The 24,841-nt window shown below is 36.6% G+C and carries 20 protein-coding genes; 14 read left to right on the top strand and 6 right to left on the bottom strand.

Annotation, left to right across the window (positions count from 1 at the left end):
- Positions 1–21: 21 nt before the first annotated feature.
- Complete coding sequence (locus H6W53_RS05695) at positions 22–633, top strand: NUDIX hydrolase (RefSeq protein WP_185205169.1); 612 nt, start codon at positions 22–24, stop codon at positions 631–633.
- Here H6W53_RS05695 and H6W53_RS05690 read toward each other — a convergent pair.
- Positions 626–1,897 carry a UDP-N-acetylmuramoyl-tripeptide--D-alanyl-D-alanine ligase gene (locus H6W53_RS05690; protein ID WP_185205168.1) on the bottom strand — a complete coding sequence of 424 codons (1,272 nt, stop codon included), beginning with the start codon at positions 1,895–1,897 and terminating at the stop codon, positions 626–628. The genes H6W53_RS05695 and H6W53_RS05690 overlap by 8 nt on opposite strands.
- A gap of 64 nt (positions 1,898–1,961) precedes the next feature.
- Positions 1,962–3,557, bottom strand: coding sequence for a gliding motility lipoprotein GldJ (gene gldJ, locus H6W53_RS05685; protein WP_185205167.1), 1,596 nt, complete (start codon positions 3,555–3,557; stop codon positions 1,962–1,964).
- A 164-nt stretch (positions 3,558–3,721) separates the two neighbouring features.
- Between gldJ and porU the strand changes: the two genes are divergently transcribed.
- The 3 genes from porU to H6W53_RS05670 all read left to right on the top strand — a co-directional run bounded on the left by porU (position 3,722) and on the right by H6W53_RS05670 (position 11,753).
- Positions 3,722–7,618, top strand: a complete 3,897-nt coding sequence (gene porU, locus H6W53_RS05680) for a type IX secretion system sortase PorU (RefSeq protein WP_185205166.1) — start codon at positions 3,722–3,724, stop codon at positions 7,616–7,618.
- A gap of 60 nt (positions 7,619–7,678) precedes the next feature.
- On the top strand, positions 7,679–8,842 hold the full coding sequence (porV, locus tag H6W53_RS05675) for a type IX secretion system outer membrane channel protein PorV (RefSeq protein ID WP_116096499.1): 1,164 nt from the start codon (positions 7,679–7,681) through the stop codon (positions 8,840–8,842).
- 628 nt (positions 8,843–9,470) lie between these two features.
- Entirely contained in the window at positions 9,471–11,753 is a 2,283-nt protein-coding gene (locus H6W53_RS05670; protein ID WP_185205165.1) for an FUSC family protein, read from the top strand.
- On the opposite strand, the gene H6W53_RS05665 is transcribed toward H6W53_RS05670, so the two are convergent.
- Complete coding sequence (locus tag H6W53_RS05665; protein WP_185205164.1) at positions 11,734–12,348, bottom strand: 4'-phosphopantetheinyl transferase family protein; 615 nt, start codon at positions 12,346–12,348, stop codon at positions 11,734–11,736. The two genes, H6W53_RS05670 and H6W53_RS05665, sit on opposite strands and share 20 nt — an antisense overlap.
- 243 nt (positions 12,349–12,591) lie before the next feature.
- Here H6W53_RS05665 and ahcY point away from each other — a divergent pair, with 243 nt between their 5' ends.
- From ahcY to H6W53_RS05650, 3 genes are all read left to right on the top strand, one after another.
- Positions 12,592–13,905: an adenosylhomocysteinase gene (gene ahcY, locus H6W53_RS05660; protein ID WP_087711398.1), complete on the top strand. Its 1,314-nt coding sequence runs from the start codon at positions 12,592–12,594 to the stop codon at positions 13,903–13,905.
- Positions 13,906–14,124: 219 nt separating this feature from the next.
- Positions 14,125–14,517 carry an inner membrane protein YiaA gene (yiaA, locus tag H6W53_RS05655; protein WP_076396732.1) on the top strand — a complete coding sequence of 131 codons (393 nt, stop codon included), beginning with the start codon at positions 14,125–14,127 and terminating at the stop codon, positions 14,515–14,517.
- A 153-nt stretch (positions 14,518–14,670) separates the two neighbouring features.
- Entirely contained in the window at positions 14,671–16,236 is a 1,566-nt protein-coding gene (locus tag H6W53_RS05650; RefSeq protein WP_185205163.1) for a BspA family leucine-rich repeat surface protein, read from the top strand.
- A 90-nt stretch (positions 16,237–16,326) separates the two neighbouring features.
- On the opposite strand, the gene purE is transcribed toward H6W53_RS05650, so the two are convergent.
- On the bottom strand, positions 16,327–16,830 hold the full coding sequence (gene purE, locus H6W53_RS05645; RefSeq protein ID WP_185205162.1) for a 5-(carboxyamino)imidazole ribonucleotide mutase: 504 nt from the start codon (positions 16,828–16,830) through the stop codon (positions 16,327–16,329).
- 145 nt (positions 16,831–16,975) lie between these two features.
- Here purE and H6W53_RS05640 point away from each other — a divergent pair, with 145 nt between their 5' ends.
- The 5 genes from H6W53_RS05640 (at position 16,976) to H6W53_RS05620 (ending at position 21,719) form a co-directional block, all read left to right on the top strand.
- Positions 16,976–17,881 (top strand): DMT family transporter, encoded by a 906-nt coding sequence (locus tag H6W53_RS05640; RefSeq protein WP_185205602.1) that lies wholly within the window; start codon positions 16,976–16,978, stop codon positions 17,879–17,881.
- A gap of 91 nt (positions 17,882–17,972) precedes the next feature.
- Positions 17,973–18,539, top strand: coding sequence for a hypothetical protein (locus tag H6W53_RS05635; protein ID WP_185205161.1), 567 nt, complete (start codon positions 17,973–17,975; stop codon positions 18,537–18,539).
- A gap of 7 nt (positions 18,540–18,546) precedes the next feature.
- Positions 18,547–20,670: a cation:proton antiporter gene (locus H6W53_RS05630; RefSeq protein ID WP_116096509.1), complete on the top strand. Its 2,124-nt coding sequence runs from the start codon at positions 18,547–18,549 to the stop codon at positions 20,668–20,670.
- Positions 20,671–20,732: 62 nt separating this feature from the next.
- A complete protein-coding gene (locus H6W53_RS05625; RefSeq protein ID WP_185205160.1) occupies positions 20,733–21,170 on the top strand; it encodes a hypothetical protein in 438 nt (145 codons plus the stop codon).
- Between the two features lie 30 nt (positions 21,171–21,200).
- On the top strand, positions 21,201–21,719 hold the full coding sequence (locus H6W53_RS05620) for a hypothetical protein (protein WP_185205159.1): 519 nt from the start codon (positions 21,201–21,203) through the stop codon (positions 21,717–21,719).
- A gap of 32 nt (positions 21,720–21,751) precedes the next feature.
- On the opposite strand, the gene H6W53_RS05615 is transcribed toward H6W53_RS05620, so the two are convergent.
- Both H6W53_RS05615 and H6W53_RS05610 read right to left on the bottom strand, forming a co-directional pair.
- Positions 21,752–22,864, bottom strand: a complete 1,113-nt coding sequence (locus H6W53_RS05615; RefSeq protein WP_185205158.1) for a 5-(carboxyamino)imidazole ribonucleotide synthase — start codon at positions 22,862–22,864, stop codon at positions 21,752–21,754.
- Positions 22,865–22,996: 132 nt separating this feature from the next.
- Complete coding sequence (locus H6W53_RS05610; protein WP_076396748.1) at positions 22,997–23,542, bottom strand: DUF1543 domain-containing protein; 546 nt, start codon at positions 23,540–23,542, stop codon at positions 22,997–22,999.
- An 85-nt stretch (positions 23,543–23,627) separates the two neighbouring features.
- Between H6W53_RS05610 and H6W53_RS05605 the strand changes: the two genes are divergently transcribed.
- Together H6W53_RS05605 and H6W53_RS05600 are read left to right on the top strand one after the other, a co-directional pair.
- Positions 23,628–24,458 carry a sulfite exporter TauE/SafE family protein gene (locus H6W53_RS05605; protein ID WP_076396750.1) on the top strand — a complete coding sequence of 277 codons (831 nt, stop codon included), beginning with the start codon at positions 23,628–23,630 and terminating at the stop codon, positions 24,456–24,458.
- A complete protein-coding gene (locus tag H6W53_RS05600; protein WP_076396752.1) occupies positions 24,458–24,841 on the top strand; it encodes a DUF1634 domain-containing protein in 384 nt (127 codons plus the stop codon). Before H6W53_RS05605 ends, H6W53_RS05600 begins: the two co-directional genes overlap by 1 nt.

The raw sequence follows: 24,841 nt of genomic DNA, 5'->3' as shown, positions 1-24,841 counted from the left end.
ATTCTTAATTCTTACAAATATATGTATAAAGTTTTTGTGAACGAAAAAAAATTATTGTTGTCTAAGCAATCTGAAAACTTAGAAAAAACGCTTGGATACGAAAACGTCACAAGCCTGGAAATCGCGTTGGATCTTCTGGAAAATACATCGGTGAAAGAATTGAATGTTTTCGGCGAGAATATCGATGAAATATGGGCAGAATTTCAAAAGCTGTTCAGAATTATCGAAGCTGCGGGAGGAATTGTAAATAATCCTGAAGGTGAAATTCTTTTCATTAAAAGATTAGGAAAATGGGATCTTCCGAAAGGCAAAATGGAGAAAGGAGAATCGCGTGAAGAGTCTGCTGTACGTGAAATTGAAGAAGAAACCGGACTTTCTAATGTAGAACTGGTAAGGTTTATCAATACAACTTATCATATTTACATTGAAAGAAACGGCGATAAAGTCTTAAAATGTACGCACTGGTTTGAAATGAATTTCGATGGTGAAGATACCTCAAAACCTCAGATTGAAGAAGGGATTACGGAGGTTGCCTGGAAAAACACCACTCAGATCGAAGATGAGGTTTTCCCAAGCACATTTAAAAATATTAAGCTGATTGTAAAAGAATTCTGGAATACGAAGGCTAAATAAAGTCAATCGATTTTTCAAGAGCAATTCCTCTGGAGGCTTTTAATAATATGTTTTCTGAAAGAATTTTATTAAGTTTTAAATATTCTGTTAGTTCGGCTGTGTTTTCAAACGCAGTTTCTGTAGAATTTACCTTTTTAAAATTCTTTCCGACGGTGATGATCTGATCAAAGCCTAATTCCTGAGCCAGTTTTAAAATATTTTGATGTTCTTTTTCGCTTTCCTCTCCCAATTCCAACATATCGCCTATAATAATCGTTTTTGAACCTTCAAAGGTGATGAAATTGTACAAAGAAGCAGTCATAGAACTCGGATTGGCATTATAGGTATCCAAAACCAATGTTTTCCCTTCTTTTTTCACAATTTGGGAACGCATATTGGTGGGTGTGTAATTTTGGATGGCATTTTTAATGTTCTCAAAATCGATTCCGAAGTAAAGACCTAAACTTGCCGCTGCACAAAGGTTGGTGAAATTATATTCTCCGGTAAGCTTTGAAACTGCTTTCTTATCTTTATATTTGAGACCTACAAAGTTTTCTTCTGAAAATAATTCAAACTGATAATCTGAATCTTCTTTTCCGAAAGTAATTTTTGGTGAATAATTTTCAGTTTTTTCAACCTGAACAGGATCATTTTCGTTAACAATGATCGTTTTTTTATGATCTTTAAGATAATCATACAGTTCAGATTTTCCTTTAATTACTCCTTCGTATCCTCCGAAACCTTCCAGATGTGCCTTTCCGAAGTTGGTAATATATCCGAAATCCGGCTGAGAAATGGAACTTAAAAGAGCAATTTCTTTTTGATGATTGGCTCCCATTTCAATAACCGCCATTTCATGTTCCGGTTTAATGGAAAGAAGAGTTAAAGGAACTCCGATGTGATTATTAAGATTTCCGGAAGTATATTGTACATTAAATTTTTCGGAAAGAACAGCATGAATGATTTCTTTTGTAGTGGTTTTTCCATTGCTCCCGGTTAAACCGATCACAGGAATCTGCAATTGTTTTCTGTGATAAATGGCAAGCTGCTGCAAAAACTCAAGTGTAGAATGAACGAAGAAAATATTTTTTTCTTTATTTTCAAATTCCTGCTGTTCAACAATTACGGCTAAAGCGCCATTTTCAACTGCCTGTTCAGCCAACGTTGCTGCATTGAAATTTTCTCCTGAAAAAGCAAAGAAAATATCATTCTTTCCGACTTTTCGGCTGTCGATGGTAACTTTTTCTGCCTGTAAAAATAGCGGATAAAACTGTTCTGTATTCATAGTTCAAAAATAAAAAAACCCTCCAGAATTCCAGAGGGTTTTTTGAAAATTATTTTGATAAATATTATCTTCTTGTTCTACCTTTTTCGTTGGCTCTCGCATCCTGAGCTACACGGAATCCAATCCATCCGTAAGCTTTATCCTGAGACTTGTATCTTCTCTGTCCCGGATCCAACCAGTATGCAGTATCCTGCCAAGAACCTCCTTTTACAACTCTTACATCATTAGTAACAGCAGAAGTTCTTTCTTTTCTGTCTTTTTGCAATACTACTTTACCCTGAGCATCTACAATAAATCTAGATTTCGGAGAGTTGTACATATCGTAAGAAGTAGCAGAATCTGATGCAGTTCTGTATTCTAAAGAAGACATTCTGTCACCATCTCTGTAGTTTCTGTAATCTGCGATTGTTTCTCTTTCGTACTGACCCGGCAAGTTTCTGTAAACTAATCTTCCGTCAGCTAAAGTATCATATTTAATGCTGCTTTCGTCTACCATTTTGTAAGTTCCGTCTCCGTTTCTTACGATAGCCTGCGGCATATTTCCTCTGTAGTAGTTGAAGTCACTGAAATCTTCATCAATGATTGGTCTGTAAACATCGGCAGTCCATTCTGCAACGTTACCGTACATTCCGTAGATTCCTAAATCGTTAGAAGGGAATTGTCTTACGTCTGAAGTTCTTGCAGAACCGTCGTTTTTCCAGCCAGCAATACCTGAGTAATCTCCTGTTCCCATTTTGAAGTTTTCAAGGAACATTCCTTTTTCTCTTCCTTTAGTACCTCTCAGTTTTTCAATTTCAGGTTTTTTACCCATATACTGATTGTACTCTCTGTTTTTAGCCATACCTAAAGCTGCATATTCCCATTCAACTTCTGTAGGAAGTCTGAACTTCGTTACCATTGCAGCGTTCGGAGCTCTGTTTGCAGCTAACAATCTCTGGTTTGTAGTTTTCAAACCTGTTTTCTGCTGCATTCTTTTTTCATTGATGTAACCTTGCATTTCAGGATCATTCGATTTGAATTTATCCATGTTGAATGCTGTTCCACCTTGGTTATTAGATTCGTTGATATACAAATCTTTCGCAATGATACCGGCTTGCATTAAAGCTTTCTCGTTCGCTCTGTCTGACAACCATTCGCAGTATCTGTTTGCCTGAGTCCAAGACACTCCTACTACAGGATAGTAATCGAATTCAGGAGCACGGAAATACGTCTCGTTGTAGTCATTTCTAGATAATTTGTTGTCCCACAATAAGGTATCCGGCAACGCACCGTTGTAGATCTCCTTAAAGCTTGGATCGCTTGGTGGGAATACGTACTTCAACCATGTAAGGTATTCGCGGTATTCGTAGTTAGTAATTTCAGTTTCCCCGATGAAGAATGAACTTACCTGCATTCTGCGAGGCGAGTTATTCCAATCGTGCATAACATCATCTTTCACTAATCCCATTGTAAAAGTTCCACCTTCTACATATACCATTCCCGGCCAACCTTTTTGTTTTTGTTGCTTTCCTGCAAAAAACCAACCTTGTTTCTCGTTTGGTTTCCAACCTGTTTTGCTGACAAATTTTTTAGTACCGCCGCCATTATTAGATCCTCCGCAACTGGTTAATGCAAGTGTAGAACTTAATGCTATTAATGAAAACAACTTTAGTTTTTTCATAGTCGATATAAATATTTTCAAAGTACAAAGAAAAAATAAATTATTCAATAAATCAAGTAAAGAGTTGATTTTTTTGAAAAACGTTAACAAATTAATTTTATTGTATCACAATTTAATTATAAAATTTTCATTTATTTTGTAATTCAGAAATTTCAATAGTAAACATGAAACAAAAAATTTCTCTATTATTCTTACTAAGCTTTGTATCAACACTTTGGGCTCAAAGGATCACTATCGAATGGGATGGTGCTAAAATTCGAGACTTTGGTGAGACAAAACTCAATCTCCCAAATTTTAAAAATCAGGGATTTTTATTCAGCCAAAATAACATTTTTATCACAACTAAACAACAAGTTGGCGAAAACCAGTTAAAAGTTTCTAATCCTGTCTGGGAAAATGTTTCTGCAAGGGAGTTGTTTTCATTAAGCAAGGATCTTATTACGGATCAGGAGATAAAAGATGTGGTTTATTATAATGCGGACGGAGTAAGATATGCAAGCGCCAATGTGTCTCTTTTTAAAAATGTAAAAGGGCAAATCCAAAGATTGTCTTCATTTGAACTTTCGGAGACGAATGTTTCCAACAGTTTTGGAAATACCTTAAAATTAGGAACTACAAATAATCCTTTATCATCAGGAACTTTTTATAAAATAAGAGTTGATAAATCCGGAATATTTAAAATAACCCGACAGTTTTTGCAGGATAACGGCATCAATCCTTCTTCTGTAAATCCTAAAAATTTCAGAATTTACGGAAACGGCGGAATCATGCTTCCTGAAAACAATCAGGACGCAAGATACAGTGCTCTTCAGGAAAACGCGATTCAGGTAGTGGGAGAAGACGACGGTGTATGGAATGATAATGATTATGCTTTATTCTACGCACAGGGTCCGAATGGCTACAATTTATATAATAACTCGAACGGAAACGGAGTTAAAAGAACAGAATCCAGAACATATCCGAGTGAAAACCTGAAGAATATTTATGAAGATTATTCCTATTACTTCATCAATTTCGATAAAGGTCCCGGAAAAAGAGTTCAGCCGGTAGATGTTAATTTACCTGCTACTCCGCTTATCACACGATTTGATAATTATCAGGTAATTAATGTAGACCAGAAAAACCTGATGAGAGTGGGAAGAACATGGGTGGAAGATACTCCTTTTGTAACAGACAAAACGGTTACTTTTACGACAGCCTCCCCTATTCAGTCTGGTGATGATATCCGATATAAAGCACAGGTTATTGGCTATAAATCTCAAAAGAACAAATTGCTTTATAACATCAATAATCAAAATCCGATTCCTTTTACAGTTCCTACTCCGGATCTGAGTTCAACGTATGAATTTTATCCTATGAATTATTCGGGAGTCATATCCGGATTAAGCGGAAATCAGATTACTATCAATATGAAACCTGATATTACCCTGAATCCGAACGGAACTTTCTATCCGGATTATTTTGAGGTACAGTATAAAGATAATTTAAGTTTCAACGGTACTCAGATGAGTTTCCGTGATTTTTCTCTGGTTACCGGAAGCAATACCACTTATGGTTTCAGTCTTTCCAACGCTTCTGCGGCAGAGCAGATCTGGGACGTTACGGATATTACCAACGCTAACAGAAGAGTAAATAAAGCAGCAGGAAGTGCATCATTTAATTTTGCTTATACAGCATCTAATCTGAACTTCAATAATGAATTTGTAGCTTTCAGAGCGGATGCGGCATTCAGTCCTTCATTTGTAGGAAGAATTAATAACCAGAATATCTCAGCATTACAAAATGTAGATTATTTAATTATCACCACTCCTGAAATGCTGGGACAGGCACAAAGAATTGCCAACTATCACCAGACCAAAAACAATTATAATGTACAGGTGGTAGATACGGAAAAAATCTATAATGAATTCGGAAGCGGCAGCAAAGATCTTACGGCGATCAGAGATTTTGTAACGAAGCTGAATACTCCACTCGGAACCCTAAAATATGTATTTATTTTAGGAGATACTTCATTTGATTATAAGAACAGAATCCCGGGTAATAACAATATCGTATCTAGCTATCATAGTGAAATTTCTCAGGATGTGATAAGATCATTCGTCACCGATGATTATATCGTGATGACGAAACCACAGACGGTAAGCTACATCGATTTTAATCTACCCGATCTTCCTGTGGGAAGAATTCCGGCTGCCAATGCAACGGAAGCTTCTATTATGATTGATAAAACTTTAGCTTATTATAACAGTTTATCCGGTCAGTCTACGCCTTTCGGGGAATGGAAAATGAAACTGGATTTTGTTGTGGATGATGATAACGACGGAGGTCCCCCTTTCCATACCGTAATGAATAATTCTCTGGTAACGGTTTTTGAACAAAATAATACGACTCTTAAAGAGTATAACGTAAGAAAACTTTACCTTGATGCTTTTCAGGCACAAAGTACAGCGGGAGGACAAAGATATCCTCAGGTAAACCAGGCGATCTCCAATGATATCGGAAACAGCCTTTATCTTTTCTATTTCGGACACGGAGGAATCAACGGATGGGCACAGGAAAGAGTTTTAACATTATCTGAAATTCAGAATGCAAATAATTTCTCTAATGTGTACAGCAGATTTCCGTTTGTATCAACAATTACCTGTGAGTTCACGCTTTGGGATGATCCTGACGTTTCTTCTGCAGGAGAACAGTTTATGAAGCTTAAGCAGGGAGGTCCTGCAACGATGATTACTTCTAGCCGTGCAATCGACGTAGGTTATGGAGTAGACTTTACCAACCTTTTTACGCAAAATATCTTTAAACTTACCAACGATGATTTCGATACTTTAGGATATGCCCATCTGAATGCAAAAAAACAGAGAGGAGCTTCTTCAGAACATTTAAAGGTTAATCTATTAGGAGATCCTGCAATGAAACTGAGCAGACCTAAAAGATTATTGGTTATTGATAATATTGAGACTCCGGTTCCGGGATTAATCAGAGGATTGGATTTTGTAAAAGTAAAAGGACACATCAATAATCCGAACGGAACGGTAAACACAACGTTTAACGGAAGAGTAGTCATTAATATTTTTGATAAAAGATTAAATAAAACTACATTGAATAACGACGGAGGATTAACTCCGGTTCTTCAGTACACCGAGGAAGGAAGTGCAATTGTAAAAGCTTCCGGAACCGCTGTAAACGGAGTTTTCACTGTAGAATTTTATGTTCCGAAAGACATCAACTACGCAGTGGGTACAGGCAGAATTTTAGGATATGCAGATAATAAATCTTCTGATGTATTCAACAACCAGCCGGTTCAGGTGGGTGATATCAATCCGAACGGAATTAATGATAACGAACCGCCAAAAGTAAAACTGTATATGAACAATACCAACTTCGCAGACGGCGGTATCACAGACCAGAACCCGATGTTACTGGCTTGCGTTACGGATGATACAGGAATTAATTCCACAGGTTCTGGTATTGGTCATGATATTACAGTATATTTGGACGGACAAATTATCAATACAATTGTACTGAATGATTTTTATGCTTCAGGTGAAGGAAACGGATGTTTAAGCCCTAGTTTAGCAGACTATCAGAAAGGAAATGTAACCTATCCTTTCAGAAATCTTGCGGTGGGACAACACCAGTTAACATTTAAAGTTTGGGACATAAACAATAATTCTACAACTGCTACGTTAAATTTTGAAGTTAAGGATGAAGCGGATCAGCATTTGGTAATTAACCGACCTCTGAACTGGCCGAATCCGTTTACGAACAAAACGTATGTTCAGTTTGAGCATAATTGCGACGATATTCTGGATGTAAACGTTCAGATTTATACAATTACAGGAAAATTGGTAAGAACTTTATCACAGCCTGTGGTTGCAGAACCTTTCCTACAGGGCTTTAGAACGCCACGTCAGGCAATAGAATGGGACGGAAGAGACGATTTTGGGGCAACAGTAGCAAAAGGTACGTATATTTTTAAGATATTTGCAAAAAGTCAAAATCAAGAAAAATGCAAAGGAAGTGCTACAGCTGTAGAAAAAATGGTACTTTTGAAATAAATTTAAAACGATAACAGTAATAATATTAACAAAAAACTGATAATATATAAAAGACAACATATGAATTTAACTACTAAACTGCTTTTAGGAATTGGGTTAAGTGCTGGTTTTTTAGGCTATTCTCAAGATTTAAGCCTGGTAAGACCTGTATTAACCGGAGCTCCTTTCTTAAGAATCGCACCAGATGCAAGAGCCGGAGGTATGGGAGATCAGGGTGTGGTAACCTCGCCGGATGCTTTTTCACAATTCTGGAATGCAGCGAAATATCCTTTCAGCAGATCAAGTTCTTCCGTAGGGTTAAACTACACGCCTTACATGGGAAAACTTACCAATGATGTGTTTTTATTATACGGAGCCTTCCACAAATTCTTAGGGCAGGAAGAAAGATCTACCATCTCTGCAAGTATTTATTACTTCAATATGGGAGAAGTAGACCTTACTCAGTTAGTAGGAAACGAAGTAACATCCATGGGAACCTCAAAACCAAACGAATTTTCCATCGACGTAGCTTACGGTCTTAAACTATCCGATTCATATTCAATGGCGGTTACCGGAAGATACATCCGTTCAGACTTAGCCGGAGGATTCAACACAGATACAACGCTTAAACCTGCAAACTCTTTTGCGGTAGATGTTTCAGGATATTATACCTCTCCGAGATTTTCAAGTTTAGGAGGAATGGACGGAAAAATCAACGCCGGTTTTGCGGTTCAGAACTTAGGTCCGAAGCTGGATTACACAGGAAACGAAGATTCCAGATCTTACCTTCCAACTATGGCTAGATTAGGACTTGGTTATGATATGTATCTTGATGATATGAACAGAGTGGGATTAAGCTTTGAAGGTTCAAAAATCTTAGTTCCGGGCTCGGAATATGCAGGAATAGACCCGAATACAAGACAGCCGATCTATCAGGTTCCGAACGTTGGTGTAATGGCAGGAATCGGAAAATCCTTCAAAAACAAAAATTCCATCATGATGAGCGGTGCATTAGAATATTCTTATGACAATGCATTCTCTGTAAGAACAGGTTACTTCCACGAAAGTGAAGAACAGGGAGCAAGACAGTTTGCAACTGCAGGTATCGGATTAAAGTACCGTTCTTTCGGTCTGGACGTTTCTTACCTCATCAATATGTCTAAAATTAATACCGCTTTGGATAACACCCTTCGTTTCGGACTTACATGGAACATTGGTGATGAAACCTCAAACGTAGATAATTAAAATCTTAAACATACCAAACAAAAGTCTCATAATTTATGGGACTTTTTGTTTTTTTATAACTCTATTTATTTTAAGGAGCTTTTTCGTGCTATCCGCTCATACTCCTCGCTCCTCTCCTATGCCCGCCAATTTCACTCCCTCCTCTTTTCCATTTCTGCTGTGGGGTAACCGCTGCTATCCCGGCTAGGTTTTTGTAGGTGATTTCAATATTTCGGAATAATGACAAGCTCATACTATAATACATATTGGATATATAAAGACCACCCCGTCTAAAATTCTTACGAATTTTTGCCACCCCTCCAAAGGAGGGGAATTAAAAAGCTCATAGAAGAATTTTATTGTCCGTTTATTAACCTAAAGCTTCGACAGGCTCAGCTTGACATCGCTAGAAATCAAGCGTTTAGTATTAGAGGTGTCACACTGAGCTTGTCGAAGTGCCTGTTATAAATAATTGATTTTCATATCAGTGCAAAGTAATAGGTTGTTTAACGGATATTCAAATAGAAGAAAAATTCATATTTAACTGATAAAGTAAATTGGCGATTTACATCTTGAGATTTTTCAAAAATTTAATAATTACCGCATAAAGTAAAACGCACAATTCACATTTAACTCTTATTTTTGTAGCATGAACTACTCTGCAGAACTCAAAAAATTCGTAACCAGTCAATATGTATATTCTGCGATCAGGATTACACTGGCTACTGTTCTGCCCTGTCTGGTTCTCGCCCACTTCGGGATTTTGAAAGAATATTTTCTTTTTCCGCTCGGAACCAGTTTTGTTGCCTTAACAGATCAGCCGGGACCTTTCATCAGAAGAAGAAATGCATTAACTTTTGCCATATTCTGCTTTGTATTCGTTGCAACGGTTGCAAGCCTTGTGATGAACTTTAAAATTCTGGTTTTTGCAGAAATTATAGTTTTTGGAATGTTCTTTTCCCTGATCGGAGTTTACGGACAGAGATTAGCTGCCGTTGGTTCTTTATCATTGGTTGTTCTTGCCATTTTTATCGACGGACATTTAACCGGAACCAATATTTTCAAAAGTTTACTGATTTTTGCTTCAGGATGTACTTGGTTTTTGTTGATATTTCTTGTCGTAACGACCATTCAGCCTTACAAACTGGCAAGTCAGATGATTGGAGAAAATTATCTTCAGTTAGCCGAATTTTTAAAAATCAAAGCCAATTATTACCAGAAAAATCCGGATTTCGACAAACTGACTACTCAGGTTATCGCCAAACAGATCGAGATCAAGAACCTTCAGGAAGAAACCAGAGAAACGGTTTTCAAGACGAGAACCATCGTAAACGAATCTACCACAACAAGCCGTTTACTGATGTTGATGTTTCTGAATTCTATGGATCTTCATGAAAAACTGATGACTTCAGAAAGCGATTATCAGAAATTGCAGCAGATTTTTGACGACACCACTATTCTTGTGGATATTCATGATTATCTTAATCTGCTTGCCGAAGAAATTACCAACATCGGAATCGCCCTGCAAATAGGGACAAAAGCAAAACCGTTATTTAATTTAGATACAGAGCTGAGTAATTTAAATCATAATTATTTCGATCTCAGAAACAAAAAAATATCTCCCGAAAACTTCGAAAACTTCATGGTGCTGCGCCAGATTTTGATGCGCATTAACGAAATCACCAAAGAAATTGATGAGATTTATAAAGTTTTCTCCCAGAATGTAAAGCTTGCAAAAAGTCTTTCCACTGGTCTGGATCTTAAAAAATTCATGCCCAATGAGGAAAAACTGAATTTCAGAGTTTTAAGAAACAATATTTCACTTTCGTCATCTCATTTCAGACATGCTTTGAGAATTACGATTGCGTTATTATTGGGATACCTATTTTCATTATTCCAGTTTTTAGGAATCGGACACACCTATTGGATTTTAATTACCATTGTTGCGATCTTAAAACCCGCCTACTCCATTACCAAACAGAGAAATCTGCTCCGTTTATACGGAACTGTTGCCGGAGCTGTAATTGCCTATGGAATTCTGCATTTCATCCACATTAACGAAATTTTATTTACCATTCTTTTATTAAGCATGATTATGTGTTTCAGCTTTCTGAAGGGCAAATATTTCTGGGCTGTTCTGTTTATGACGATTTATATTTTTCTGAGCTTTAACTTTTTAAGTCCGGGAAATGTGAACGTAATTTTTAAAGACAGAATTTTAGACACCATCATTGCAGCAATAATTACTTCTTTGGTTGCTTATATCGTTCTTCCGGTTTGGGAACACACCCAAAATCTCGATCTGATGAAGAAATCTGCGGAAGCCAATCTCAGCTATTTCCAGAGTGTGATTTCCAAGTTTCTGGAAGAAAAATATGATCTTGAAGATTATAAAGTAAAGCGCAAAAATGCCATTATTTCACTGGCAAATCTTTCTGACAATTTTCAGAGAATGATTTCCGATCCTAAAAATCAGCAGAAAAAACTGGAAGTAGTGCATCAGTTTGTAGCGACTTCACACCTTATCACCGCCTATACCGCTTCCCTTTCCCAATATGTAAAGGATGACGAAAAGTATCCTGAAATTGACGCCGAAAGCTGGAGCCGAAAAATAGAAGCCGAAATGCAGAAAGTTTCCATTCTTTTACATGGAGATACTATAACCGAAGAATTAAAAAAGGAAAGCCGCATAGAACCTGAAGATTCCTCTTTGGAAGATCTAATTTTAAAGCGAAAAACCGAGCTTACAGAAAATGAAGCCTATGATTTGAGAGATCCGAACAAAATTTCGCATTTAACGGAGCTAAAAAATATTCACGATGTTCTGGAACTGATTTTTGACGTTGCCAAAGAACAGCGAAAAGTCATTGAAAAATACCGGAATGAAACGGATTCTGTTGAAAAAGACAATCCTATTCTTCAACAATCGTAAAGCAGTAATCATCGAAAAATTCAACCCTTGCTTTAAATTCATCTGAGATTTTATCATCATGAACCTTGCATTTGATGTGATGAAGATACTTCAGTTCAAAAGGCTTCACTTCATAATGCTTTTTCAGCGACCAGTGTTTGGAATGATGAATTTTATACATACTTTCTTTAACGCTCCAGATAATCGTGTAAAAAGTCACTTCATTGTCTGATGGAATAAACCCGCGTTCATTTTCGTAGGTAAATTTATCGATTACCCTTAAAATTTTGGGATTAAATTTCTCAATATCTATTCCTATTTTATTTTTTGAAATAGCGATGGCTGCGAAAGGAAATGAATGCGTAATGGATATTTCCGCATCTTTTGGAGATAAAAATGGTTCTCTTTCTTTATATAAAATCTTGGAATCAGGTTTTAGACTTTTTAATAATTTACGCACCATTAAAACCTCCAGTAATTTTTTGGGATGATAATCTTTTACTTTATCGGCATTTTCGGGTTCCAGAAGTTCATGAATATCCAGTGTTTCATCTTCATCATATTTCCATACGAGAATTGTAGCATTATCATCAGAAAAATCGCGGTAAAGTGGCATGTATTGAATTATTTTGCTAAAATAACAATTTCTTATGAATCGTATTTTGAATTCAGAAGTATTCAAAATTATTAAATTCAGATTTATATTATCTATTATCTTAAATGTTGTTATCTAAAATGCAATAAAAATCGTTATAATATGCTTAATATCATATATTTCTTGAGGGAACAGCGTTTTTTTATCTAAATTATTAATTGTAATTTTGCACATTATCAATTGAATTAAAACTTATTCATTCATATGAGTACTACAACACAATACATGCCTTATAAAGTTAAGGACATCTCCCTTGCAGAATGGGGAAGAAAAGAAATTACCCTTGCTGAAGCGGAAATGCCTGGTTTGATGGCAATTCGTGAAGAATACGGACCATCTCAACCATTAAAAGGTGCAAGAATCGCAGGATGTCTTCACATGACTATCCAGACTGCTGTACTTATCGAGACATTGGTAGCTTTAGGTGCTGAAGTTACATGGTCTTCTTGTAATATTTTCTCTACACAGGATCACGCTGCTGCTGCCATTGCTGCTGCAGGAATTCCGGTTTACGCTTGGAAAGGTATGAACGCTGAGGAATTTGACTGGTGTATTGAGCAGACTATTTTCTTTGGTGAAGACAGAAAACCGTTGAACATGATTCTTGATGATGGGGGTGATTTAACCAATATGGTGTTTGATAAATTCCCTGAACTTACTGCGGGAATTAAAGGTCTTTCTGAAGAAACTACAACAGGTGTTCACAGATTGTACGAAAGAATGAAGAACGGAACTTTGGTAATGCCTGCCATCAACGTAAACGATTCTGTAACGAAATCTAAATTCGACAACAAATACGGATGTAAAGAATCTGCAGTAGATGCTGTAAGAAGAGCTACAGACATTATGTTGGCAGGAAAAAGAGTGGTAGTTTGCGGATACGGAGATGTAGGTAAAGGTACTGCTGCTTCTTTCAGAGGAGCGGGTTCTATTGTTACGGTTACTGAAATTGATCCAATTTGTGCGCTTCAGGCTGCAATGGACGGTTACGAAGTAAAAAGATTAGATACTGTAGTGGATAACGCAGATATCATCATCACAACAACAGGTAACTTCAACATCGTAAGAGGAGAACATTTCCTTAAAATGAAAGATAAAGCGATCGTTTGTAACATCGGACATTTCGATAACGAAATCGATATGGCTTGGTTAAATGACAACTACGGTCACACAAAATCTGAAGTAAAACCTCAGGTTGATATCTACACGGTAGAAGGTAAAGAAGTGATTATTCTTGCGGAAGGTAGACTGGTAAATTTAGGATGTGCAACAGGACACCCAAGTTTTGTAATGTCTAACTCTTTCTCTAACCAGACTTTGGCTCAAATCGAACTTTGGAACAACTCTGAAGCTTACGGAAACGAAGTATATATGTTGCCTAAACATCTGGATGAAAAAGTAGCAGCTCTTCACCTTAAGAAATTAAGCGTTGAACTGGAAACTCTTTCTCCTGAGCAGGCAGAATATATCGGGGTGGATGTGAAAGGACCATTCAAACCTGAATATTACAGATACTAATAAGCATATTTGCTTTTATATATTGAAACTCTCCTTTTTGGGAGAGTTTTTTTTGGTCTTTCCGGCGGCGGCTTCGCCGCCGGAAAGACCAAAAACCAGTGAATAATTACTTTTCATCCAATAAACTTAAATTCCAGACAATAAAATTTAATCATTTGAGTTATCGTTCACATTTAATTTAAATTAATATCTTTGAAACCTTTAACAAAAACATTAAACATGAAAAAGCAAAATGTATCAACTGCATTTGTCGCGGCATCTTGGGTTGCTTTAGGAGCCGGAATGATTGGTTTTATCGTAGGTTTAGCGAGAGCGGAAATGCAGCTTAATGAGAAAGGATATTATTTTACCATCCTTTTATATGGATTATTTGCAGTAGTTTCTTTGCAGAAAGCAGTACGCGACAGACTGGAAAATATCAAAGTGACTGATATTTATTACGGGATCTGCTGGTTTGCTACCCTTTCCTCCATCGTATTACTGGCAATCGGCTTATGGAATGCCACCATTCTTCCTAGTGAAAAAGGGTTTTACGGATTTGCCTTTTTACTGGCACTTTTCGGAGCCATTGCTGTACAGAAAAATACGCGCGACAATATGCTTCAGGAATAAAAAATGATTACACTCTCCAAATTCGGAGAGTTTTTTTTATACTACATCTTTCGAAAAAAATATTTTGTTAATATTTTTCATTAAAATATGATTTTTAATGAAATTTTTAATTATTTCATTACTTTTACAAAAATTAATTCACAAAATATTAACATGATTAAAAAACTAATAACCGCCAATCTTTTCATGCTTTTACTTCAGACAGTTCATGCGCAGAATGAATTCATTACGATCTGGAAGCCCAATACCTCATCCCATAATCTGCTGAATCCTGTAATGCCTTCAACAGCGGGAGACGGACAGATCTGGTTTCCGGGAATCGGGGAAAATTATAAAATTGTTTGGGAAGAAGTTGGTTTTCCATCGCACACAGGAACGATGAATGACGTAACTTCCACCGAACGTATTCTTATAGATTTCGGAACTCCTCTCAATCCTAATGCGGCAGAAGCTAAATACAGAGTAAAAGTATCCAATGGAAACGGAACTTTCAGACAGATAAAATTCGGAAAAAATGTAATCTCTTCAAGCCTTATTGCTGATATTCCAGTAATTTCAACTTCGGGAAGTACCAATAAAATTGTAGAGATTGAACAATGGGGAAACATCCAGTGGACTTCTATGAATAATGCTTTTGCGCAGTGCATGAATATGGAACTTACCGCAACAGATTCTCCGGATCTTTCAAATGTAACAGACGTTTCAATGATGTTCAACAATGCTTATAATTTTAAAGGCGCTCCTTCGATGGCAAACTGGGACACGTCTACCATCCAGAATTTTAAATACATGTTCGGGTATATTTCTACGCCACCAATAGGCTTTCCGTTGATTGAATCTTTCAATGCACCGATAGGATCATGGAATTTATCTTCAGCCGAAGATCTCAGTTATATGTTTACCAGAAGAAAGGCCTTCAACCAGAATTTAAACAACTGGAATGTTTCGAAGGTGACAAATATGGCATATATGTTTGCCGAAACACAAGCCTATAATCAGCCAATGAACAACTGGAATACATCAAAGGTTACCAATATGACCTTCATGTTTCATTTCAATCCTGCGTTCAATCAGCCCCTCGATCAGTGGAATACATCGAATGTTATAAATATGGGACATATGTTCCACGGCTGTTCTGCCTTCAACCAGACCATTAATGTATGGAATACCAGTAAAGTTACGGATATGAATACCATGTTTACTGAAGCCACAAGTTTTAATCAGAGTTTACATTCATGGAATATTCCGGTTCTTGCTTCAGGAAATAATATGTTTTATAATTCAGGCATCAATTGTGAAAACTATAGCAATATTCTTTACGGCTGGGCTCATAATCCGAACACCGCAAACAATGTATTTTTACAAAGCTTAAGTCCGCTTACCTACTCCGGCGCAGTGGCTGGTGAAAGAAATATTCTTATCGGTAAAGGCTGGACGATAACAGGAGATTCTGCATCTGAGTGCAACTTTCTGGGCACTTTAGACATAAAAAACCAAAGAGATAAAGAAGAGATCTATCCAAATCCGGCAACAAACTTTATTTTCGTTAAAACATCTGATGCTAAAAATTATACCATCTTCGAACAAAGCGGAAGAATCGCTGCAAGAGGAATTTTAACCAACGGAGAAATTAATATTGACTTTTTAACTGCCGGAAATTATGTATTACAGATCAATTCCAAAGGAAAAAGTCAGTCATTTAAATTCATTAAAAAATAAAAACCTCACAAACGTGAGGCTGTATTCTAAGCTGTAAATGATCTGTATTTTAAATTTGCTCAAAATAATTAATCGATCATTTACAGTAAATTATTTATCAAAATGATTTGGGTGCTGTGCTTTGATAGCATCCACCGTTCCCAGAACTTTATCTTTTAAAGAATTCTGATATTTCTGAAGATTTTCAGCAACGGTTTCATCTGAGCTTCCGATAATTTTTGCAGCTAAAATCCCCGCATTCAAAGCACCGTTCAAAGCCACTGTAGCTACAGGAATTCCACCCGGCATTTGCAGGATCGATAATACAGAATCCCAGCCGTCAATAGAATTACTCGATAAAATCGGAACGCCGATCACCGGCAAAGTTGTGCAGCTTGCGACCATTCCCGGAAGGTGTGCTGCTCCTCCCGCTCCGGCAACAATTACCTTCACTCCCCTTTCTTTAGCGGTTTTCGCGTAATCGAACATTCTTTCCGGTGTTCTGTGTGCAGAAACTACCGTCAGTTCATAAGGGATGTTCAGGGATTTTAAAAAATTCGCTGCCTGTTCCATGATTGGCAAGTCGCTCTGACTTCCCATTATTATTCCTACCATTTTTCAATTTATTAGATGTTCAAAGATAAAAAATTAAAAAACCTCACGCAAAAAGGCTTAAAAGTTGTTGGATAATATTGATGAAGCTCAGGAAAGCTTTTGAATGAACTTTTAATTGAATATATTTGCCGCTAAGACCACCATTTTGAAAGATTTTAAGCTTACTCTTGCCATTCTCACCGTTGCTGTTGTATGGGGAACCACATTTTTATCGATCCGTGTTGCTGTTGAAACCATTCCGGCTTGGTTTGTTGCGGGAATCCGTCAGTTTTTGGCAGCAGTTATCATGCTTTTCATTTTACTGTACAGAAAACAGTTTCAGTGGATCGGCTGGAAAAATCTGGGATATCAGCTTATTTTTTCTTCATTGATGCTGATTATGGCAAACGGACTGACAACGGTAGCGGAAGAAACCTTAACCAGCAGTTTAACTTCATTAATCAGTGCGACTTCCCCCATTGTCGTATTTTTAGGAAGTGTGGCAATAGGCTTGCAGAAATTTACCATTCGGGCAATGATTGGTCTTTTAATGTGTTTTGGAGGAATTTTATTCATCTTTTGGGACGGTATCAACGATCTTGCGAATCCTGATTACAGATTTGGGATTTTCCTTTTATTTATTGCCATTGCAGGATGGGCTTCAGGAACGATTTTTACGAAGAAAATGAACATCCAGAGTAAAAATATTTCGCTGAACCTCTTCTATCAGTTTGCATTTGCAGGGATCATTCAGATTATCTTTGCCTTGCTTTTCAATGAAAATTATAACTTCGAAAACTGGTCTGTGAAAAGTATTTCAGCAATGATCTATCTTTCCGTTTTTGGGTCTGTTGCCGCTTTTTTTGCTTATCATTATGCTTTAACCAAAGTTTCTCCGGTTCAGGTTTCTATTCTGGCATATATCAATACCATTATTTCCATTTTCTTAAGCTGGCTGATCCTTAATGAAGAAATTTCAGCTAAATTTATCATTGCAGCAATATTGATCATTTTGGGTGTTTTTGTTATTAATTACAATAAGGAAATGTTCAAAAAACAACGAATCGGATAAAAATTAGTCTGAATTATTCGTGTTCAGACAAAAATACAGACTTTAATCTTTCCGTTTTTTTTCCTATATTGTTTTCACCAAGTTATTCAATATGATAAAAAACGCCCTATTTGCAGTTTCTGCTATATTAATCCTTTTAACGAGCTGCGACAACAGAAAAAAGGAAAATGACCTTACTTTAAGAGAGCAGCAATTACTGGAAAAAGAAAAATCATTTGCCCAAAAAGAATCTGAATATCAATCTCTTTTAAAAATGAGAGACAGTATCTTTGCCAAAAAAGATTCTGTAAAAATAGTGGTTTGGCCGGCTGAAATTGCCGGATCCTGGACGGGAAAAGTAATCTGTACAGAGTCCAACTGCAGCGATTACGTAGTCGGCGATCAGCGTACCGATACGTGGGAATTCGACAGCGATTCTATCCAGTTGGTTACTAAGATCATCAATAACAATAATCTGGTAAGACTTTACTCAGGAAAATTTGAAAACAACGAGGCAAAGCTTACTTTTAAAACAGATTCTACTTCGAAAAAACAGGTTGAAATGAATGTGCTTCTCAATGATTTTTCAGCCAATAAAATTAGAGGTACAAGAACCATCGCAGTAGACAACAACTGTATGGCAAAATTCTCTGTAGAACTTATCCGTTCCACCAAATAAACACATAATGACTTTACTGAGCATACACAACCTGAGTCTTCCCATCGAAGACCCGGTACTTAAATTTCTTCTGGTTTTAATTATTATTCTTGCCGCACCATTGCTTTTGAATAAGATAAAAGTCCCGCACCTGTTGGGATTGATTATCGCAGGAGCAGTAATCGGTCCGAACGGTTTTAATGTTTTAGCGAGAGACAGCAGCATTGTAGTGACGGGAACTACAGGACTGCTTTACATCATGTTTCTTGCAGGACTGGAAATAGACATGGGCGATTTCAAGAAAAATAAATGGAAAAGTCTCACCTTCGGAATTTATACCTTCACCGTACCTTTTGTTCTGGGATATTTCGGAGCCTATTATATTCTGCATTTTTCGGTCCTTACCTCAGTACTTTTTGCCAGTTTATTTTCGTCTCACACCTTAATCGCGTATCCTTTGATAAGCAAGTTGGGAATTGCCAAAAACCCGGCAGTAAATATTACCGTGGGCGGAACGATGATTACGGATATTCTTGCGCTTTTGGTTCTTGCCGTGATTGTGGGAATGTCGCAGGGTGATGTCGGCACAGAATTCTGGGTGAAACTTTCAGTCTCATTCGTTGTGTTCGGACTGATTGTTTTGCTGATTTTCCCCATGATCGGACGTTGGTTTTTCAAAAAAGTAGATGATAAAATTTCGCAGTATATTTTTGTTCTGGTGATGATTTATCTCGCGGCTTTACTGGCAGAATTGGCAGGAGTAGAAGCCATTATCGGAGCGTTCTTCGCAGGATTGGCTTTAAACAGGCTGATTCCTCACACTTCATCACTGATGAACCGTGTAGAATTTGTCGGGAATGCAATTTTCATCCCTTTTTTCCTGATCAGTGTAGGAATGCTGATTGATTTCAAAGTCTTTTTTAAAAGCTGGGAAACACTGGAAGTAGCCGGAATTATGCTTTTAGCTTCAATTGGCGGAAAATATCTTTCGGCGGTAGCTACACAGAAAACATTCAGGCTTACGAAAGAAGAAGGAAAGCTGATTTTCGGGCTGAGTTCGGCTTCGGCAGCGGCAACACTAGCTTCAGTAATGGTAGGTTATAATATTATCCTTTCGGAAACGGAAACGGGAGAACCGATCAGATTACTAAATGAGCACGTTCTGAACGGAAGTATTCTGCTGATTCTGATTTCATGTACGATATCATCTTTTGTTTCGATGGCAAGTGCACAGAAAATAGCGGAACAGGACAATGAAGATACAGTTTCCGGAAATACGCATGAAGAGGAAAATATTCTTTTAGCTTTAAATTATGAAGCCACCGTCGAAAGAATGGTGAATTTGGGAATTTTAATTAAAGCCCATTCCAACACAGAAAATATATTTGCGCTGAACGTCATTAACGAAGATAAAAATGAATCTTCTGTAAAAAATGCCGAAAAACTGCTGCACAGCGCTACAGATACGGCTGCTGCTGCGGATGTGAAAATTCAGCCACTGAAAAGATACGATAACGATGTCATCAATGGAGTGAATAACGTTATTAAAGAGCAGAATATCACCGATATCATCATCGGACTGGAAGATGAAAAAGGTTTTTCCCCTTCTTTTGTGTACAATCTTTACAACGGCTATCTTCAGAACGACCACGTTAATGTTTTGGTGTATCACGCTGCACAGCCTTTGTCGACCATCAAAAAATATGCGGTGATGATTCCCGAAAATGCTCATAAAGAAGCAGGTTTCTTTCATGCGCTTTTAAGGGTATGGAATATTGCCAGAAACTCCGGCGCGACCATTGTTTTTTATGCTTCGGAAATTATTCTGGATATCCTTCAGAAAATTATTAAAAAAGCCAATATTGAAGCGGAATTTATTATTATGAATTCTTGGAAAGACGGCGAAAAAACCGCTGCGGAACTTAAAGAAGATGAAGCTTTAATTGTTTTTATGGCAAAAAGAGGCATGAAATCCTACATTCCGCAGATGAGGCTGATTCCGGAACTTTTGAACCGAAATCTTCGCAATAATAATTATCTTTTGATTTTTCCGTTCTCCGAATTTGATGAAAATGATGTGGAAAAACGTTCCGTAGGAAATCATGATGATTTTATGGAAATCGGAAATGTGATTAAGAAGATTTTTAAGTAAAAAGTGTATATTATATTCAAATAATATTTATATTTCACTTGTTAAAAACTAATTACCAAATCATGAATGAAACAGAAAGAATCAACGAAGATTTAAGGCAATATAAATTGTTTAAAATTAAGAGAGTAAATACGCATGAACAAAAATTCAAAGAGTTAAAAAATGATTTTGTAAAAATTCAAAAAAATGAAATTTTGAATTATTTGATCGCTTTTCTTAATATGGCTGTTATAGTTATATCACTATACAATCTCTTCAAATTATTCACCGTAAGTAATTATTTTGATAGTAATTCGGAAGTCGTTATTTTTAATATTTTTTCGATATTAGTATTTTCTTTATTCTTAACGTATAAATTTTGGAATTTTAATCTTAAACTTAAAAAATATATCAAAACAGCAGAGAACGCGCAAAGTTATTTTCAAAACGAAAGTGAAAATTTAAGAAGTAATTATGAAAATTATGTTGATCATTATTTAAATGATATCAAAAGAAAATAAAGACATTAATTTTAGAAAAAGTTCAAATAAATGAAATTTACCTATATAATCTGTTTTATCCTATTCTTTGGAACATATGAATACAATTATGCCTGTGATTGTAATTATGAAGGAGGTTTTCTTAAAATGTCTTTAAATTCAAAATTAATCACAGTAGTTAAAGTAAAAAAGTTTATTACCTTCAAAGATATTAATGATGAGCAAGTTCCAATGTCTATGGAAGTTGAAGTTATTGAAGTTGTAAAAGGAAAAGAATCCAGAAAGACATTTATCATTTGGGGAGATAATGGAAATCTCTGTAGACCTTATCTTTCTTCATTTCAACTAGGTCAATACTACATCATGAGTCTTAATGCTGCGAGTGACGGAAGTAAGAATAACTATTTTCACATCAAAGAAAGACCAAAAGATTATTATATTTCAGCTTGCGGATGTTATTGGCTTACATTTAATAAAGATTCAAAAACAGTTTATGGAGATATTTCAAAAAATAAAAAAGAAATGAAGCTTACAGAGTTAAAAAATAAAATTAAAAAGACTGCCTCTTAAAGCAGTCTTTTTCAATGATGTTAATCGTAAAATTATTCGGAAATAACTCTTACCATTTCTTTTACCATTACCAGTTTTTCCATCAGTTCCTCTCTGGATTCTGCCAGAACATTGATGTGCCCCATTTTTCTTCCCGGTTTGGTTTCTGTTTTTCCGTACAGGTGAACGTAAGTTTCAGGAAGTCTTAAAACATCTTCCATTCCTTCATAAACTACTTTTCCGGAAAAGCCTTCTGCGCCCACTAAATTCAGCATTCCGCTGTAGATAATGGCATCTGTATCTGCCAAAGGTAAATTTTTTACCACGCGGTACATCTGCTCAAACTGTGAATTCGCATTTCCTTCCTGACTCTGATGTCCTGAATTGTGAAGTCTCGGAGCCGTTTCGTTTACCCAGACTTTTCCTTCTTTATCTAAAAACAGTTCGATGGCGAAAAGTCCCGGAGAATGAATCGCATTGAGGAATTTTTCTGTAATCGAATTGATCTGCTCTTCAATTTCTTCGGTTAAAAAAACAGGACAGATATTGAAATCCAGCAGATTAAGCTTCGGATCGGCAACCATTTCAGTTACAGGGAAAGTTTTTGTTTCTCCGTTTTCATTTCTGGCAACAATTACGGAAAGTTCTTTATCAATATCCACTAACTTTTCGATCACAGAATCCTGTATCCAGAGATTTTTCATGTCTTCATGGGTGCGGATTACCTGAACCCCTTTTCCGTCATAACCTCCTGTGTTCATTTTCTGTACAAACGGCAGAGGCATTTTGATTTCGTCGGAACTTCCATCCATTACTTCAAATTCCGGACTTGGAATATCGTGTGCCGCATAAAATTGTTTCTGAAGAATTTTCTGCTGAATCGTTTTAATGATTTTAGAATTCGGAACGACTTTTATCCCCTGATTTTCAAGTTCGGCAAGAGCATCCGCATTTACGTGCTCGATTTCGATGGTTACCACATCTTTATCCTTACCGAAATTCAGAACGGTTTCATAATCGTTGAAATTTCCCTGTGTAAAGTAGGAAATATTATGACAGGGTGCGTCTGAAGCAGGATCCAGCGTATAAAATTCATCATCGTATTTCAATGCTTCCTGAATCAGCATTCGTCCGAGCTGTCCTCCTCCTAAAATTCCAATTTTCATTTTTTACTTTTATTTTTCTGTTAGATTTAATATAGTTTAAAATTTAACGCTAAGCTCGCTAAGACTTTTTGAAAAATTCACTCATTATTTTTCGCTCGCAAAGGCGTTTCACTCAGCTATGAGTATTATATTTTATTGAATTTTATCAATTTTCAGATATCCCAGCTCCACTACGTTTTCCTGATTTTCAGCATTGGATTTTATTAATGAAATCGAATATTTTTCTTTCATTTTTTCAGGAAGAATATCATTTACCTTAAAAATATCATCAATGTCTACACCGTGTTTATCATCGATATGACTTTCCGCTCCTTTGAATCCCATCGTTTTATAAAATTCTGTAGCTTTTGCTCTTTTTGTAACTTCCGCCATCGAATTTCCAACCATTAAATGCTGTTCATGAAATTCTTCAAAAAAACCTCTTTTATATCCTCCAAGGTTAATAAAATAAAGCTGTTCTTCCGATGTTTTCTCTCCTCTTTCTGTAATTTTCACTTCATAACCATCAATAAAACGCACTTCCTGATAACAGTCGATGTGTATTTTGGCATCTTTCCAGAACTCTTTCATATCCGGAACCAGATCTTTCAGGCTTTCCGCAATTCCGAAGAAGACATCGTGCTGCTCTATATTTCGCCCTTTCGGAGTAGCTCCGAGGATGATATAAAATAATTTCATATAAAATTTTGTTTATGCAAAAATACGTCAAATTTATCTTTTTTAAACGTTTGGCAGACTAACGCAATAGTTTTATATTTGTAACATGTCAGAAATCATCATTCTCTTTCTTGGAGCAATTTCGGCAGGACTTCTGGGTTCTTTGACCGGATTGGGAGGAGGAGTTATCATTATTCCTTTATTAACGCTGGGTTTCGGCGTTCCTATGCATTACGCCATCGGTGCTTCTCTTATCTCTGTTATCGGAACTTCTTCCGGTGCGGCGGTAGCTTTTGTAAAAGAAGGCTTTACCAATATGAGAGTCGGGATGTTTTTAGAAATAGCAACTACTTCAGGAGCCATCGTTGGAGCTTTGGTTTCGGGTATGCTTAATCCGAATACGATCGGAATTATTTTCGCGAGTATTCTCCTTTTGACGGTTATTTTAAATTTAAAAGGAAAACCGGATCATCAGGAACCTATTATTAAAGGAAGTCTGGAAGAAAAATTAAAATTGTTCGGAACTTTTCCTGATAAAGGGGTGGTGAAAAGCTACTCTGCAAGAAATACAGTTCCCGGATTTCTGATGATGATGTTTGCAGGAGCCATGTCCGGATTACTGGGAATCGGTTCCGGTGCGCTGAAAGTTCTGGCAATGGATAATATGATGAAACTGCCTTTTAAAGTTTCTACGACGACGAGTAACTTTATGATCGGGGTAACAGCGGTTGCAAGTGCGCTGATCTATTTTCAGAGAGGTGAAATTATTCCGGTTATTGCAGCTCCGGTTCTTATTGGGGTTGTGGTAGGAAGTTTTATCGGATCTAAAACGCTGATGGTTTCCAAAACCAAAAAATTAAAGACATTCTTTGCCATTGTCATCACGATTCTTTCGGTTTACATGATGTACAACGGTATCAATAAAAGCTTCAGATAATGAGAAAGAATTTCACGGATGTAGATCTGAACCGTTCGGTAGGAAATTTGCTGAGACTGGGAGTTATCCTTTCTGTTGCAACATCGTTGATCGGCTTTATCAAACTTTTCACGGAAGGCTTTAAAATGCCTAAAAAATACACTTCTCTGGATATGGGAGAATCTTCGGAAAAAGTCTGGGGACACTTCTGGAATTCGCTTTGCAAAGGAGAAGGAATGGCGATTATCCAGTTGGGAATTCTTCTTTTGGTGTTCACTCCGTTAATGAGAATTATTTTCGCATTGATTGGTTATCTAAAAGAAAAAGACTACATCTACGTAGTCATTTCTTCCATCGTTCTTGCGATTATGGCAATCAGTTTCTTTACGGGGTATGCGCATTAA

Source organism: Chryseobacterium sp. C3 (assembly GCF_014218905.1).
Classification (GTDB): domain Bacteria; phylum Bacteroidota; class Bacteroidia; order Flavobacteriales; family Weeksellaceae; genus Chryseobacterium; species Chryseobacterium mucoviscidosis.
The sequence above is the reverse complement of the archived record's forward strand: the minus strand, read 5'-3'. Positions and strand labels throughout refer to the sequence as shown.

Bases quoted from the DNA above. Each gene is read 5' to 3' on its own strand.
- H6W53_RS05650 (WP_185205163.1), top strand. From the start codon at position 14,671: ATGATTAAAAAACTAATAACCGCCAATCTTTTCATGCTTTTACTTCAG.
- H6W53_RS05665 (WP_185205164.1), bottom strand. From the start codon at position 12,348: ATGCCACTTTACCGCGATTTTTCTGATGATAATGCTACAATTCTCGTA.
- purE (WP_185205162.1), bottom strand. From the start codon at position 16,830: ATGGTAGGAATAATAATGGGAAGTCAGAGCGACTTGCCAATCATGGAA.
- H6W53_RS05605 (WP_076396750.1), top strand. From the start codon at position 23,628: ATGTCAGAAATCATCATTCTCTTTCTTGGAGCAATTTCGGCAGGACTT.
- ahcY (WP_087711398.1), top strand. From the start codon at position 12,592: ATGAGTACTACAACACAATACATGCCTTATAAAGTTAAGGACATCTCC.
- porV (WP_116096499.1), top strand. From the start codon at position 7,679: ATGAATTTAACTACTAAACTGCTTTTAGGAATTGGGTTAAGTGCTGGT.
- H6W53_RS05625 (WP_185205160.1), top strand. From the start codon at position 20,733: ATGAATGAAACAGAAAGAATCAACGAAGATTTAAGGCAATATAAATTG.
- gldJ (WP_185205167.1), bottom strand. From the start codon at position 3,557: ATGAAAAAACTAAAGTTGTTTTCATTAATAGCATTAAGTTCTACACTT.
- yiaA (WP_076396732.1), top strand. From the start codon at position 14,125: ATGAAAAAGCAAAATGTATCAACTGCATTTGTCGCGGCATCTTGGGTT.
- H6W53_RS05695 (WP_185205169.1), top strand. From the start codon at position 22: ATGTATAAAGTTTTTGTGAACGAAAAAAAATTATTGTTGTCTAAGCAA.
- porU (WP_185205166.1), top strand. From the start codon at position 3,722: ATGAAACAAAAAATTTCTCTATTATTCTTACTAAGCTTTGTATCAACA.
- H6W53_RS05635 (WP_185205161.1), top strand. From the start codon at position 17,973: ATGATAAAAAACGCCCTATTTGCAGTTTCTGCTATATTAATCCTTTTA.
- H6W53_RS05610 (WP_076396748.1), bottom strand. From the start codon at position 23,542: ATGAAATTATTTTATATCATCCTCGGAGCTACTCCGAAAGGGCGAAAT.
- H6W53_RS05630 (WP_116096509.1), top strand. From the start codon at position 18,547: ATGACTTTACTGAGCATACACAACCTGAGTCTTCCCATCGAAGACCCG.
- H6W53_RS05620 (WP_185205159.1), top strand. From the start codon at position 21,201: ATGAAATTTACCTATATAATCTGTTTTATCCTATTCTTTGGAACATAT.
- H6W53_RS05615 (WP_185205158.1), bottom strand. From the start codon at position 22,864: ATGAAAATTGGAATTTTAGGAGGAGGACAGCTCGGACGAATGCTGATT.
- H6W53_RS05670 (WP_185205165.1), top strand. From the start codon at position 9,471: ATGAACTACTCTGCAGAACTCAAAAAATTCGTAACCAGTCAATATGTA.
- H6W53_RS05690 (WP_185205168.1), bottom strand. From the start codon at position 1,897: ATGAATACAGAACAGTTTTATCCGCTATTTTTACAGGCAGAAAAAGTT.
- H6W53_RS05600 (WP_076396752.1), top strand. From the start codon at position 24,458: ATGAGAAAGAATTTCACGGATGTAGATCTGAACCGTTCGGTAGGAAAT.